This is a genomic window from Rhodoferax sp. TH121 (assembly GCF_002251855.1).
In the GTDB taxonomy this organism is placed as follows: domain Bacteria; phylum Pseudomonadota; class Gammaproteobacteria; order Burkholderiales; family Burkholderiaceae_C; genus Allorhodoferax.
The window spans coordinates 288,151-302,382 of record NZ_NOXW01000021.1 but is presented as its reverse complement, the minus strand read 5'-3'; the positions used below and the strand labels follow the sequence as shown (position 1 = coordinate 302,382).

The 14,232-nt window shown below is 56.9% G+C and carries 15 protein-coding genes, 1 other RNA gene and 1 pseudogene; 3 read left to right on the top strand and 14 right to left on the bottom strand.

Features of this window, described 5'->3' with window-relative positions; all coding sequences use genetic code 11:
- Window positions 1-454 precede the first annotated feature (454 nt).
- The 8 genes and pseudogenes from CHU94_RS11420 to CHU94_RS11385 form a co-directional block, all read right to left on the bottom strand.
- Complete coding sequence (locus CHU94_RS11420; protein WP_094479922.1) at window positions 455-3,346, bottom strand: DUF927 domain-containing protein; 2,892 nt, start codon at window positions 3,344-3,346, stop codon at window positions 455-457.
- Window positions 3,347-3,414: 68 nt separating this feature from the next.
- Complete coding sequence (locus tag CHU94_RS11415; RefSeq protein WP_094479920.1) at window positions 3,415-3,834, bottom strand: hypothetical protein; 420 nt, start codon at window positions 3,832-3,834, stop codon at window positions 3,415-3,417.
- Entirely contained in the window at window positions 3,831-4,097 is a 267-nt protein-coding gene (locus CHU94_RS11410) for an AlpA family transcriptional regulator (protein WP_217901310.1), read from the bottom strand. Before CHU94_RS11410 ends, CHU94_RS11415 begins: the two co-directional genes overlap by 4 nt.
- A 161-nt stretch (window positions 4,098-4,258) precedes the next feature.
- Window positions 4,259-5,152 carry a hypothetical protein gene (locus CHU94_RS11405; protein ID WP_141211448.1) on the bottom strand — a complete coding sequence of 298 codons (894 nt, stop codon included), beginning with the start codon at window positions 5,150-5,152 and terminating at the stop codon, window positions 4,259-4,261.
- Between the two features lie 25 nt (window positions 5,153-5,177).
- Window positions 5,178-5,552, bottom strand: a pseudogene (radC, locus tag CHU94_RS11400) (DNA repair protein RadC); the annotation flags it as partial.
- Window positions 5,553-5,747: 195 nt separating this feature from the next.
- On the bottom strand, window positions 5,748-6,014 hold the full coding sequence (locus CHU94_RS11395; RefSeq protein WP_094479914.1) for a hypothetical protein: 267 nt from the start codon (window positions 6,012-6,014) through the stop codon (window positions 5,748-5,750).
- A 3-nt stretch (window positions 6,015-6,017) separates the two neighbouring features.
- Window positions 6,018-6,311: a hypothetical protein gene (locus CHU94_RS11390; RefSeq protein WP_141211447.1), complete on the bottom strand. Its 294-nt coding sequence runs from the start codon at window positions 6,309-6,311 to the stop codon at window positions 6,018-6,020.
- A gap of 3 nt (window positions 6,312-6,314) precedes the next feature.
- On the bottom strand, window positions 6,315-6,590 hold the full coding sequence (locus CHU94_RS11385; RefSeq protein WP_094479910.1) for a hypothetical protein: 276 nt from the start codon (window positions 6,588-6,590) through the stop codon (window positions 6,315-6,317).
- A 314-nt stretch (window positions 6,591-6,904) separates the two neighbouring features.
- On the opposite strand from CHU94_RS11385, the gene CHU94_RS11380 reads away from it, so the two are divergent.
- Genes CHU94_RS11380 through CHU94_RS11370 form a run of 3 tightly spaced genes read left to right on the top strand, consistent with a single transcriptional unit; the run spans window position 6,905 to window position 9,095 of the window.
- Entirely contained in the window at window positions 6,905-7,987 is a 1,083-nt protein-coding gene (locus CHU94_RS11380) for a hypothetical protein (RefSeq protein WP_141211446.1), read from the top strand.
- 1 nt (window position 7,988) lies between these two features.
- Window positions 7,989-8,426: a hypothetical protein gene (locus CHU94_RS11375; RefSeq protein WP_094479906.1), complete on the top strand. Its 438-nt coding sequence runs from the start codon at window positions 7,989-7,991 to the stop codon at window positions 8,424-8,426.
- Window positions 8,427-9,095, top strand: coding sequence for a hypothetical protein (locus CHU94_RS11370; RefSeq protein WP_094479904.1), 669 nt, complete (start codon window positions 8,427-8,429; stop codon window positions 9,093-9,095).
- A 96-nt stretch (window positions 9,096-9,191) separates the two neighbouring features.
- Here the strand turns inward: CHU94_RS11370 and CHU94_RS11365 are convergent, their stop codons facing one another.
- From CHU94_RS11365 to ompA, 6 genes are all read right to left on the bottom strand, one after another.
- On the bottom strand, window positions 9,192-9,752 hold the full coding sequence (locus CHU94_RS11365; protein ID WP_141211445.1) for a hypothetical protein: 561 nt from the start codon (window positions 9,750-9,752) through the stop codon (window positions 9,192-9,194).
- Window positions 9,753-10,196: 444 nt separating this feature from the next.
- On the bottom strand, window positions 10,197-11,441 hold the full coding sequence (locus CHU94_RS11360) for an integrase arm-type DNA-binding domain-containing protein (RefSeq protein ID WP_094479900.1): 1,245 nt from the start codon (window positions 11,439-11,441) through the stop codon (window positions 10,197-10,199).
- Between the two features lie 253 nt (window positions 11,442-11,694).
- Window positions 11,695-12,071, bottom strand: a transfer-messenger RNA (tmRNA) gene (gene ssrA / locus CHU94_RS11355).
- A 12-nt stretch (window positions 12,072-12,083) separates the two neighbouring features.
- Window positions 12,084-12,749, bottom strand: a complete 666-nt coding sequence (gene gph / locus CHU94_RS11350) for a phosphoglycolate phosphatase (RefSeq protein WP_094481020.1) — start codon at window positions 12,747-12,749, stop codon at window positions 12,084-12,086.
- A gap of 5 nt (window positions 12,750-12,754) precedes the next feature.
- Entirely contained in the window at window positions 12,755-13,474 is a 720-nt protein-coding gene (gene ubiG / locus CHU94_RS11345) for a bifunctional 2-polyprenyl-6-hydroxyphenol methylase/3-demethylubiquinol 3-O-methyltransferase UbiG (RefSeq protein WP_094479898.1), read from the bottom strand.
- A gap of 73 nt (window positions 13,475-13,547) precedes the next feature.
- Window positions 13,548-14,186 carry an outer membrane protein OmpA gene (gene ompA, locus CHU94_RS11340; protein ID WP_094479896.1) on the bottom strand — a complete coding sequence of 213 codons (639 nt, stop codon included), beginning with the start codon at window positions 14,184-14,186 and terminating at the stop codon, window positions 13,548-13,550.
- Between the last annotated feature and the right edge of the window lie 46 nt (window positions 14,187-14,232).

The following is a 14,232-nucleotide window of genomic DNA, read 5'->3' as shown; positions in this document are numbered from 1 at the left end:
GACACAGGGGACATAGGGGACAGCCCCTATCCATGCGGGTTTGCGCGGTCCCCGGCATCTGAGAAAGCAGGGGACAGCAGGGGACAAACAGCCAGCAGGAAGTCCACCGAAGTCCAACGCACCGGAATGTGCAACTGCGCAGGGTGACAAGCCAAGAGAACAGAGCGAACCCGGCAACACTTGAAGCCGCTGCTGCTTCTGTAACTAAGTTACGCAGACCGCAGCGGCGACAAGGCCAGCACCAGGACAATCCAGACGCCTTGCACCCTGTTTTCCTTGGGGCACATCAAGGGGGCACACAGACCCGCTTTTGCAGCGCGAAAGGGCTTCGCACACACCGCCCCCACGCGCGGCCCGTGCAGCTACTCAGTAGCCATTGATCAGAGGCGCTAGCACTGTGGTGCTGGGGCATTAAGCAATGCACCCAGCCCCACACCCACAGCGCCCCACCTGCCTACACGTCAAGATCAAAGATTGCAGGCGTAACCAGGTAGCACCGTGCAGGCCCAATGCCGGGCAGCTTGGTCTTGATGCTGTAGCGCCCCGGCTCTTTCACAGTCAAGCAACTATGCTCCACCAGGACAGCGCACACGGCCTGTACGTCATAGCCCTTGCACACCTCAGCTTTGAACGTCTCCGACAGTACGAAGTATTCAAAGCTGACTGCCTCGCCTACCGCAGCGGGCATCCGCTCACCGAACTCCACCGCGTGCTGGCTGTTGGTCTTGATGGGCTCACCGTCTTCGTTCAACATGCGCCGCACACCGGCCCGCTGCAACGTCTTGGGGGCGTGGTCATCTGCCGCCCTGTGCCACATTGCAAACCGGCCATCACCGTGCGTCTCCAGGAACGAACGAACCGCCCGCAGCATGTTGGTTTTCTCGCTACTGCCAGCCCCGCCCCGCAACTTGATCCACGCATCAAAGCAGACCTGTGCAGCGTTGATTGCTTCATCAGCGGGCCATCCTGTAATGCCCGCTGCCGTGGCCATCTCACCGGCTGCAGCAATCAGGGCAAAGCGCCGCCCGCCCCGCTTCACTTGGCCCGAAGCATTGGCCGGGACAATCTGGGCCTCTATCGCGTCCATACGGGCACGCAGGCCAGCGGCCAGCCCCTCTGTATTGGCAACCAGGTATTCGAGCCAAGCACGGCCCGCCACGCCATAGCAGCGGGCCGCGTGGCCTTGCACCCAGCCGGACATTTCGTGCCCGTTGCTGAATTCGTGGAACTGCTCCAGGGCAGACCCTTCCCGCACCTCGGTTGGTATCGGGATCAGGCGCACCTCCTGCCCGCCCTTCATCTTTTTGCCCACCGTCTCCATGTGCTGGGCGAGGGTCAGCTCGCCACTGCTCAGGAACAATAGCCGCCAGGTAGGCTTAGGCCGCAGCCCGCCAGCCCCCTTGCCCCGTGTTTTGCCCATGCCATCGGCAAGCATGTACGCAGCGTTGCCAGCGTCCCCGGCGTCCATCTGCCCCAGCTCATCCAGGATCAGCGTGCAATCGTTGTGCTGCTCGCCCTGGTACTCCAAGCCGTTGGACGTTGCCCGCCATTTCTGCATGTAGCTGTCTGGGTCTTTCTCGGTGCCCTTCCCCCACACGCTCGCAGCCAATAGGAAGCATGTGGTTTTGCCAATGGACGTAGGCCCGACATAGTGAACCCCGCCGCCTGTCACACCATTGGCCCATGCCAGCAGCGGCCCCGCAAAGGCAGTGGCCACCGCAAAGGCAGCACGGGAGTTGCCCACGCACAAGCGTGCAAGATCCTGTTGCCACTGCGCCAGGTTGCCGCGCTTGCTGAAGTTGGCCTCTATGCCCGCTTCGCTGTGGAATATGACCCGCTCCCCGCTGTGGCTGGTGCCCAGTGTTTCGTCGGGCAGCACGTAGCAACGGCCCGCCCAGCCTACGCGGGGCACATGGCGCACGAGCTCCAAGGCTTCAGGGTTGCGGCTCTGCAGGTATTCAGTGAGCCACGCACGGCGCTTGCCATCGGTGGGCGTCATGAAACCCAGCCCCAGCAGCGCAGTGCGGTAGGCGTTGCCATCCCCGGCCAGCATTGCCAACGGCATCAGCCAGCGCCGCACCTTGCCGAACTGGGTCACAAACTCCAGCAGCAGGGCCGCTTGGTTGTCGTGGCTGTCCCGTGCCATGCCCACCACTCGCAGCACACCGCAAACCCTACGGGGTGCGCCGCCATCATCACCGGGCGGGGTGTAGTAAAGGCCATCGCCGTCAGCCACATGGAAGCGCTCAAAGCCCGCGGCGCTTTGCCGCTCTGTGTGCTCGTTTTGCTGTCGCTGGGTGCGCTGGCCAGCTTTTGGCTTTTCCGCAGCCTGTTGCTGGGTTTGGTGCGCTGCAATTGCGGCCTCTACCAACGTCCGCACCGCATCCAGCCCCGCCGCTTGGTGCATATCGTTGAAGTCGCTGCCCCCCTCTGGCAACTGCTCAGGGAATACAGCAATGCCCTGCACTGCCATGGCCGCTGCCGTGGCTTTGTCCCTGCCGGGGTTGTGGCCCTTTTGTGCAAACGTCTGCACATCGTCATCACCGCACAGCACCAGCAGCGCAGCGGGGTAATGTTGGTGCAGAGCCTTGGCAACGTGTGCCAGGTTGCCCGCATCAAAGGCCACGGCCACCGGGCGCCCTGTGGCTTCATGCAAGCTCGCTGCCGTGGCATAGCCTTCAGCCACCAGCAGCACCGTTGCGCTTACAGGGTCGCCGCACAGGTGCCAAAAGCCCGACTTGCGCCCGCCCTTCAGAAACAACTTATCCGGCCCGCTGGTGGGCTTGTCAGGGGCAATGCGCTGCACGTTCCACAGCTCGCCCGCAGCATCGCGCACGGGCACCAGCAGCCAGCCACCTGCCCCAAAGCGCACGCCATAGGGTTGCACACCTTTGCGCACCAGGTAAGCGCTCTGGCCAGTCTCGCCGCCCTGCTCCCATACGCTTGCAGCCTCGCTTGCTGCCTGTCGGTGCGCTGCCTCTTGCTGGTCGCGCTCTTCAAGCTGTACGGCCGCACGCTCATGGGCAATGCGTGCAGCGGCTTGCGGGTCGGGCTTGCTCTGGGGCTGGCCAGTCTTTGGCATGGTGAACCCGTTTTCTTTTGCCAGGTACAGCAGCGTGCCAATGCCTACCCCGCCGCCTGCCTTGATGTTGCGCCAGGTATCGAGCGCGTCTTTTTGGTTGAAGCCATCGGCGGTAGCACTCCAATCTGTGAACAGTTCGCGACCCGTATCGTCTGGGTATTCGGATTTGATCGCCATGCCGACACGCGCCCACTCATCGCGGGGCAGGTTTGCCGGTATGTGTTGAAGCGCCTGCCGTATCAGCTCAGGGGTGGGGGTGTTCATGGGTGGGTGTCAGGACTTGCGCAGGCCCCAGCCGGGACGCTGCGCCGTTTTAGGGGATGGACGTAGGCTTAGGTACGGCGGCGGCATGTTCGGCCGTTGCAAGCCACTTGCAGACCTTCAGCAAGGCCTGCACCGATCACAGTGCCAGCACTGTCTATCGCGCCTGCGTTTTCAATGCCGACATCGCGCAAGGCGTCCACGTGCTGCCGTGCGACATACACCCTGCTGGCGCACTCCAAGTGGGCAGCAGCAAGATGCACAACATTCGAGACGTGGGCAGTCTTTGCGAGGTTTAGCCCAATGGCATTTCTTGCGTAATCCATCGACTGTTCTGCCATGTGGTCTGCAATGTCGATGGCAATATTTGCCTCCTCCACAACCTGTTGAGGCAATGGAAAAGCCTCACCATCAATTGCAACTGCTCGCACTTGCCCGCAGGCACCATTGCAAAGGCGTTGCTCTTCTTTTGGCCAGGTTTCGCCGTTCATTGCACACCACCTTCCTGCAAGCGGGATTGCACCCAGGTCAGCACAGCGGCTTCGCTCCAGCCAGTCAGACGCCGATGAATGTGGATCTGGCGCGGAAAGTTGGACTCTTTGTCTTTTGCAAGGGCGTAGATAGTGGACTTTTTCAGGCCAGTTATGCGCTCCACGTCCGGCAATCGCAGGATGCGGTCACGGGGAATAACGGGTGCGGCACTGGCAGCGATATGCATCGGCAGCGGCGCCACGGAAGGGGTAACAGCTTTCATGGTGGGTTTTCCTCAGAGTTGGAAGCCCTCGATACCGGAATGGAGTCAGCGGGCTTGTGAGGAATTTCAGAACGGCAAAAGTTGCCGATCAATGGACGGGCTTGCCGACTCGTTTTGCCGACTCCCACAAGGGGCGACGGACAAAAGCACTCGGCAAAGTTCTATTTGGCTTGGCGCTTCAATTGCTCGGCCATGGCACCCAAAGAATTGCCTTTTACTGCCTTGATACGCCGTGTCACTTCCCGTATGGGTAGTCCGCACTCTGTCGCCAATAACGCAGTGAAATTTCGCAGGCCTTGCGCGAGGCATTCAGTCTTCAACTCGGCCTGTCGCTTGGCCAGCCTTTCACCCGACCAGTCCGGGGCAAGCTCACGTTGCGCAACTTTAGACTTAGCCACTGTGCCGACCAATGATTCCACTTGGTTTTGGGACGCATCCATAGCAGCAACGCCCACCGTCCCCCAGCCCCAAAGCCGGTGCGCCAGGTCATGGCTCACTGCAATACGCCCCAACACCTTGCATAGCGCGTCATCTGATGGCCACTCAATACCGTACTTTTGCTCCTCTGTCGCTGTACGCTTCGCCTTCCAAACTTCTGCATGGTCGGTTGTGCGATCGGCACTGCCAACCCAAACGCGTAAGGCAGCTTCCCCAAGGGTGTAGAGAACTCCTCCAGGGCTTCCGTCGGTCAATCGCACGTGGCCCAGCTCGGGGAGTAACCCGTATGGCCGCGCATGTTCATGCCTGCTGAGTGCGCCATCGCGGAACAAGGTTATTGGCCGATCTAGCGCACAAGCAGCATGCAATTGTTCGATTAACGGGGCATCGACCTTATGCCCACCAACGGCAGCAATGCACTCGGTATAGAACGGGGCAAAAATGTCGTAGGTAGCTTCTTTGGGCGGTATCCCCTTTTCACACATTGAGGCATGCACCTCCTCAAGCCGAACGAGATCAACACCCGCACGTGTCTGCAAGCTGCCATAAGCAGAGACAACTTTCCAGCTCGCTGGAGGCGTGACTGTTGGAGGGCTGGCGGGCTTCGTGGGCTTCATGGGTATTACCTTAGCTGTCATAGGCTTACAACATTCCGGTTTCGGCCATGCTGAACGCACTCGTGCCGCCAACAATCATGTGATCTAGTACCCGAACATCCACCAGTGCCAGGGCAGCTTTAAGGGTCTGCGTCAGTGCCGCGTCAGCTCGGCTTGGCGTCACAGCGCCGCTGGGATGGTTGTGAGCAAGAATCACGGCTGCCGCGCCATGATGTATGGCGGCTTGCACTACCTCACGGGGGTAGACGCTGGTCTGCGTCAGTGTTCCAGTGAACATAATTTCAAAGGCTAGCGCACGATTTTGCGAATCCAAAAACAAAACAGCAAAGCGCTCGCGTTGTTCACCAGCCATGTGCAGACGTAAATATGCCTTCACCGCGTCCGGAGATGTGAACTGGGAATGGGTTTCACGCAGGCAACGCCCCACAATCTCTAACGCCCGGTCGATTGCGTTGCGCTCGCGGGCCAGCAGGCTATGACGGAACGACAACACACCGTCGCCCAAGCCATAGGCTGGCACAGCTTCGCTGGCCATGGTGCGGGCCTTTGCACGTGTGCGGGGTGTTGCTTGGTTAGATATCGTTGAGGCCATAGCTCAAGCCCTCCCGCACTGAGATTCGGGCTTGCCTTTCGGACTCGCACCATCACGGAGTTGGAACACTTTGCCCGGCTGCTTTTGAATTGGTTGCGGGTCGGTGTCGGTCAAAGCGTTCAACATGCAACGAACAGTCACCAGGCGATCAACCAAAGACGCCTGCTCTTTCAACAGTTCAACGCACTTCACGTGGCGATGCGCCGGGGCCTTTTTTAGAACCTTGTGCGCCCGGCCGTATTCAATGTTTTTCACGGTGGCAAGTGTCATGGCTCAAGCCCTTCCCTGCGAATCTGCCAACAGATTGGCGACGGTGTAGACCAAGCCAGTCTCTGGGCGTTCATCAAGCAAGCGGTTTTCCATGCAGGCGCTCAACGCTGCCGCCATGGCAGCTTGTGCCGCCGATAGATCGGGTCCAGATTGAGCGCACAAAGCTCGGTGGGCTGCCATCAATTGGTCTTTGACTTTCACTTTCAGGCCGCCGGGCATCTGAAAGGCAAGCTGAATAAGCTGGGTGCAAAGTGCAGGCAATGAGCTGCCCGACTTGGATTGAGTCTTACGGACCATGATTCAAGCCCTCCCAGACACGTTTGCAGGGCTGGTGTGCCCCACGCCTTCACTCGCCTGCTTTAACAGCGTGAGCGCCCGATTTGCGCGGGCTGTAGCGGCCCAGAGATTGGCGGCAGACTCACCCGGCAAACGCACGAAGTGAAGCGCCATGCTTAGGGCGTTCTCAATGGCCGCTTGGCGGGCTACTAGGTCGGGAGTTTGTTGTCTAAACGTCTGCACTGTCAGCACAGGACGGGCACCAGCGCTGGGGCTGGCAAGTTGAATAGCTTTCGCCATGGTTTCATGCTCCTTATCGAGACTTCAAAACCACTCGGTGTGTTCTTACGCACAACGGGTGGACGGGATGTTAAGAACACGGGATAAGCCGTGCGCCAGGTGTTACCACTGAGGCCATCCCGCCCAAAACTCGGAACGCCCCACGGGTGGGCCATTCGCCATATCCAGACGTGACAAAACCTCACTATCGGGGAGGCTGCACCGCTTATCCAAAGGTGTTCTTACGCACCGGGCCATTGCTGGCTTGTGTAGATTATTGCACGGCAATCCCCAAACCAGCAATGCTATGCTCTGCAAAAAAATAGGGGGCTGGTTTGGCTACTGGAAATCCACCGGACAGGTATGTCCGGCTTTTGAACAATCTCAGAGATCGCTTTCAATTTCGGGAGCTTTCAGCACTGTTGAAGGTGGCTGGACTGCCACATGGCGGCGGCTGGGACAAGCTATTGGATAAGCTCAGAGAAGCTGATGCTTCGGTAATCAGCAATGTCGAAAGAATGATCGGCAATCTCTACAGCGATATCGTTATTGCGGGGACAAAAGACATTTTTGTATACCCACTTGATCAAGTTCAAACAGAGGCCCTGCACGCAGCCCTCACGGGGATTGAAGTCTCTCAGAGCAGCTATCAAGACTCCTATCCATTCCCTCTTTCTCCGACACAACTTGCGAACGAGTCAACAGATCACAAGCTAGTAAAAAAGGTTACGCACTCAAACGGTGATATTTCGCTAATTTTGTGCGCGAAACGCAGTGAAGAAGAGCGAACCTCCTACCAGTACAACGAGGTTACCGAAGCGGTGAAGATGGCCTTTGATGGGTTCGATGAATTTGTCACCATCAAAAGATCCAATTACCAAGTCTTTGATGTCGTGAACTTACGCAAGAGCTTGCATCGAATCGAAGTGCTGGTGGACCAGCCAACCAAACTGCGACCACCTGAAACTAACGAGAAACGGGGCGTTGCGATATTGGGCAGGTTGGCACACTACTCAGATGTGTTGCAGGCCATTTATCATGCAAACACGCCGTTAAATCTAGCGCCGTGCATCAGCGGCCTTTATCTTGCAAAGCGGGAAGGTCGAGTGAGTCACCTCAGCTTCAGAACGCCAACTGGTTTAGTTAACCGAGGCGCAAAGGCATCTGAAGACTTGCGAGTCGATGCATTCATCCAGGGTGGTATTGACATTGTGGGCGAGGTCACTCCCTACGATGTGACAGTCGCTTGGGACTCAATAATCAATGTCACTGGTGCCGTAAGTGTTCAAGTTGGCATGCCAATTTCCGGATTGGCCACAGATAGTTTCCACGTTCGACACGCAAGAATTATTGATGCGCGTGGCGACAATGCAGTAACAGTTGTAGTGAACAAGCTGGTGTCGTACGCCTCGAACTGAGATGCAAAGCTCCAATCAGATACTTGACAAGCTGGAAGGCATTTTTGGCAGCGGTGCCGAATGCATCACGGCCAAGCATTTGTTTGAGTACTTGAACGAGCATCCCGAGGCGAGCCACATCACATTGCAACTAACGAGGCGCATTGCTGAAGCAAAGCTCTTCAAACCCTCCGACACAAGCATCGTCAGAACACTCCAGTTCCTGTCGGCTGAGGGCATTGGTTTGCTTGATAGTTGCTTTGAACTGGTTTTGGATGAAATGACACCTTACGACTTGACGGTCGATGAGGTCAAGTCCGTGATCGATGACAAGATCAACCCCGTAAATGGCGAAGTCGACCCTGAGATTGGAAGTAAGGTGTCGATCTACTTTAGGCCAACCACAGCCATGCGCTTGATGCTTGAAAGCGAGAGCTCTCCAGCGGGGCGCGGAAACTGAATGGCTGACAACTCGCTAACCATTGAAAAGCTAGAAGCCTTGGCCACTCAAGATGTCTTCTTGGCCAACATGCTCCGCAGGCTGACAGTAAAGACTTACAGTGATTTTGTTGAGGTTTTGTATGACGACCTGAAACTGGCGACTGAGAGACTTGAACAAAATCCTCAACTACACCTAGAGGACGAAGAGGACGCTACGACTGAGAAGCTTCTCCTAATACTCTTCGGTTTTCAGTATCAAGCCTCACATGACGCACAGTCTGGCGGGGCTGTAGACATTACTGTCGAACTCCCCAAGCGGGGCTTCAAATGGATCGGCGAGGCTAAACGCTTTAAAAGCGTTGCCGACATGAGAGAAGGTTACCTTCAGCTCTCGACTCGTTATTCACCAGGCAGCGGCTCTCTTAACTTGGTACATGGTGGACTGATTGGCTACCTTCGCAGATCTCGGGCAGCAAAACATGTTGCAGACTGGAAAGAGCACTTCAAAGAGCAATTTGATTCTGAGGGCACAACCTATAGCGATTGCAATAGGCGGGGCCCATGGGGCTTCATAACTGAGCAAGAACATGAAAGCCTCGGAGTCCCCTTCAGAGTCTGGCATTTCTGTATATCTCTGCACTTTGCGCCCAAAGACAAGAGCGCCCGATCAGCCAAGAAATACAAATAGCGAATAGAGAACAGTTTTTTAGTTGCTCAGAAGCTGATACCTAGCAAGGCTCTGGGGTACTACATATGTGCGCACATACGGAAGCACATGGTCGACCTAACGGGCGTTGATTCGTACAAGCTCAGATTTGAGTTTTTGAACTTGCTCTTCCAAGACGCTTATGTGAAATCCAATTACGTCTTCAGTTGCGCCAAGAGTAGTTTGCTGGGGATCAAGCCTGTTTATGGTCAGGTTCAAGACACCATCTGAATCACTCAGTAGCTTACGGACTCTGAGAGCCACCTTTGCGCACTCCACCGATGGCATATTTGCAATTTGGATTGTGTTGAAGACTTCTGCGTAACGCCGTGCTCGATCAAGCGCATCAAACGGCGGCCGAAATGCGCCACGCTCAATAGAGTTGAGTGTCTCATCGTGAATACTTTTCAAATCTGCAACAGCCTCTTCAATGATGGCAATTGCCGGCGCTACTTTCTCTATAGTTCGCTGAGCCTCATCGAAAACTTTCTCAGCTGCAAGACGATTTGCTTGCCTGCTGGCAATGAACCAAGCGACAGCAATTGCCATTAGTGAGCCAATTGCCTGCACCCAGCTTGCACATTCAGTTGTACTCAAGCCCGGAACAAAAACACAGGAATCAAAAATTTTGTAAGCCATGCACACTCCCTCACACTTGTTTTTCCGAGAGATATCGCCTCGGGTTCATCTGCTGAGCAGTATTCTCGCTGAGGGTTTGGCACGAGAGGAAATGCAATCGCGCTCAATTCCGGCAAGGTGCGCAGGCATCCAAAGACAACAGCACCAAGGGGGACCGCAATCAAGCAGGGGAAGCGGGCGGCATGGGCCCGGTATAGAGCCGTGTGAAGAGCTTGAAAGTGAAGAAACTTCAATAGATGAGATAGAGAGAGTTTGTCCCCTATTAGTCCCCTATTAGTCCCCTGCTAGTCCCCTACAGTTTTCTGCCATTTCTCCTCTGAAACGCAGTTTGTCCCCTGTGTCCCCTACAAAAACGAGCGTCCGGCTGAAATTTCACGGTTTCACAGGCAAAAAAACCGCCTCGCAACTGGTGCAGGCGGTTTGCGTTGGGACTGGCCGGGGATCTCAGGCGGCACGTGTCGGCATGGCGATAACGTCTGCCCCCTTGCGCAGCTTGTCTAGATAATCCGCCCACTTCTGAATTTGCTCAAAGCGCTGCGCCAGGTACTGTGTGCGGTTGTAGCTACGCCCGTTGGCATCCTTTACAGCATGGGCAAGGTTCGCCTCAATGGCCAGCGGGTCAAGGTTCAGCTCATCCACCATCATCGTGCGAGCACTGGCTCTGAAGCCGTGCCAGGTCTGCTCATTGCCAAAGCCCAACGCATACAAGGCGCTGCGCACGGAGTTGTCAGAGATAGGCCGGTCATGGCTGCGCTCACCGGGGAACACATACCGCCCGTGCCCGGTCAGGGGCTGGATGCTGCGCAGCAGCTCCACCGCTTGGGTGGGAAGGGGTACGGCGTGGGCGTCGCCCTGCTCTTTCTCCAGCTTGGTGCGCTTCATCTTTGCGCTTGGGATTACCCACAGAGCGGCATCAAGGTCCAGCTCTGCCCATTCCATTTCGCGCAAGTTGCCGGGGCGCTGATACAGCAGCGGCGCGAGCTGCAGGGCCGTGCGTACGATAGCTCCGCCCTTGTAGGCCATCAGCGCCCGCAACAGCTCACCAAAACGGGCGGGCTCCACAATGGCAGCAAAGGTTTTGCCACGGTAGGGGGTCAGTCGCGCTTTCAGGCCCTCGGTGATGTTGCGCTGCTGCACGTTTGCCGTGGGTAACCAATAGTCCCACACCATGCCAGCAACCAAGCGCACACGGTCTGCAGTTTCTATTGCCCCGCGCTCCTCCACCTTCTGGAGAGCAGCCAGTAGCTCCATCGCATGAATCTCAGCGATAGGCCGTGCACCAATCCAGGGGAATAGATCGCGCTCCAACTGGCGCAGCGTGCGCTCTGCATGACTTGCGCTCCACTGTGGGGCCTGCTTGGCATACCACTCCAGGGCAACAGCTTTGAAGGTATCCCCGCCCGGTCTGGCGGCCTTGAGCTTTTCAACCTTGCGCACTTCTACCGGGTTGCGGCCCTCTGCCTTGACGATCTTGGCGGCATCACGCGCCCGCCGGGCATCGCTCAGGCTCATAGCGGGGTAGCTGCCCAGCGCCAAGCGCCCTTCCTTGCCGTCCTGGTACGTTTTCCAGAACCAGCGTTTGGAACCTGCCGGGCTGACTTCCAGGTACAGGCCCGCACCATCGGTGAAGCGGGCGCGGGTCTTGTCAGGGGGGCAAACAGCGTTTTTGCATTGCTTGTCGGTCAGCATGGGAAACCTCCTACCGGGGAACAAGTGGCCACTCTGGGACAGTTCCACCGGGGTAAATGCACACCAGACCGGGGAACAACTCGCCAAATTTTAGCCCTTACCCCGGTTTGTTCCCCGCTTTGTTCCCCGGTTTGGGGCTGGCTGTCGGCGCACTTCAATGCACTAACATGGAAGCGAAATGCCTGTAAGTTGTTGATTTACCAAAGAAAAAGGCCGCTTGCTGGATGTCAGCAAACGGCCTTGGACTTGAGTGTGGTGGAGCTGGCGGGATTTGAACCCGCGTCCACAAGCCTTCTTCGAACAGTTCTACATGTGTAGCCATCTGGTTTAAGTCTCGCTTCCTACATCGCGCAGTGGCACGCTATGCAAGACGCCAGCAACCTATTATCTCGACCTGCCCTAAGTTACCCAAAGCAGATCCAGCCGAATGAAATTAGCCCACAGCCTGGACGGCTTGCGCCACCCTTGCCCAGCCTATCGGCTTGCTGTTGTGAGCCTCACGTGCAATTAAGCAGCGAGTGCGAAACGTTCGTCGTTTGCAGTTAGTTTGTTTGAATCTGTTTTACGAGCGCATTCAGCTCGACATGCCCTGCTACGCGTCCGAACCCGTGTCGAAACCAGTGCAGCCCCTCAGTCCCTATTTTAGGCGCTAGGGAGTAATTGCAAGAGGGCAATGGGAGATTTAATTTCGGCGTCGGCATGCCATGCTGCCGTGTCTAGCTGGCTACCCAAATAACCGTAGGTTGCAGCGACCGTACGCATGCCAGCCGCATGTCCGGCAATGATGTCACGTTCGTCATCACCAACATAAATACAGTGGCGCGGATCTACGCCCAGACGATTGGCAGCCTCTAGCAGAGGGGCTGGATGTGGCTTGGCATGGGGCGTAGTGTCTCCACTCACAACTACTGCGGCCTTGGCAAATATCGGCATGGCTTGCGTCAAGGGTCTAGTAAATCGCTCAGACTTGTTCGTCACAACCCCCCATGGGAGGCCGCGCTGCTCCAGTGTGTGCAACAAGGCTGAAACTCCGTCAAACGCATAGGTGTTGTGCGTCATGCAGCGCTCGTAATTGGCGAAAAACTCTTCACGCATAGACTCGAAAGCGGGGTCTTGCGGCGCAATGCCGAAAGCAACCTGCAGCATGCCGCGGGCACCGGCACCTGCCATGGGGCGGTAAAGCGCATGCGGCAATGAAGGCATGCCGCGATCCAATCGCATTTTGTCTGCGGCAGCACCCAAATCGGGGGCGCTGTCGATGAGGGTACCATCCAGATCGAACAAAACGGCTTTGACAGCATCCAACATTTGCATCACACCGAGGCCACAGGCTTGCGGGTCGCAACAAGGTAATTCACCTGGGTGTTGCGGCTCATGGCATAGCGGCGTGTCAACGGGTTGTAACCAAGCCCACCACTACTCTGCAAATCCAGACCGGCACGCCGGCAAAACAAGGCCAGCTCACTGGGGCGAATCATTTTGGCGTATTCATGCGTCCCACGCGGCAACAGGCCCAGCAGGTATTCAGCGCCCACAATCGCTTGGAAAAACGACATGGCGTTGCGGTTCAAAGTAGAGAAAAACACCCAACCACCAGGTCTTACCAAGGTGGAACAGGCTTGAACAACCGATGATGGATCCGGCACATGCTCCAGCATCTCCATGCAGGTCACCACGTCAAATGCGGCTGGTGATTCGGCAGCCAGAGCCTCTGCACTGACTTCACGGTACGCAATATTGGGGGTCTGCGCCTCCAGCGCGTGGAGCTGGGCCACCCGCAAGGCTTTGGTGGAAAGGTCAATGCCGGTGACCTGCGCCCCTTTGCGGGCCATGGAGTCCGCCAAAATGCCACCACCACAACCGACATCCAGTGCAGCAATGCCTTGCAGAGAGACGAAAGACTGAATCCAGTCCAGGCGCAAAGGATTGATCTGGTGCAAGGGGCGAAACTCGCTATCCAAATCCCACCAGCGGTGGGCCAGTTCAGAAAATTTGGCCAATTCGGCCGGATCAGCATTCAGAGTGGAGTTCATAGGGCGATGGTGGCATAGACAAGAAAAAACCCGCCGAAGCGGGTCTTTTCACAAACCATAGTGAATGGCCGAATTACTTGGCGCGTGTGCCAACCACTTCGATTTCCACGCGGCGGTTTTTAGCCTTGCCTTCTTTGGTCTTGTTGTCAGCAACGGGTTGCTTTTCGCCCTTGCCTTCGGTGTAAACGCGGTTCTTTTCGATGCCCTTGGACACCAAGTAAGCCTTCACAGCTTCAGAGCGTGCCACAGACAACTTCTGGTTGTAGGCATCGGAACCGGTAGAGTCAGTGTGACCCACTGCAATGATCACTTCCAGGTTAATCCCCTTGACCTTGCTCACCAGATCGTCCAGCTTGGCTTTGCCTTCGGGCTTCAGCACGGATTTGTCGAAATCAAAGAAAGCGTCAGCAGCGTAAGTCACTTTGCTTGCAGCGGCGGCGGCGGGAGCAGCGGCGGCAGGAGCAGGAGCAGCAGCGGGAGCGGCGGCGGCGGGAGCAGCGGCGGCAGGAGCAGCAGGTGCGGCAGTCAAAGCGCCATCGCAACCAGCAGCTGCAGTAGCGGGAGTCCAGCTGGCGTCACGCCAGCACTGACCGGAGGCGTTCTTCCAGACGTCGCCGGAAGCGCTGCGCCAGTTGTGGATTTCTTGGGCGCCAGCGGCAGTCGCCAGAGCGGCGGTAGCGATCAGGATTGCTACTTTGTTCAATTGTTTCATGAGACCTTCCTTTATCGGGACAAACTGCAGCGAACTGCGACTAATT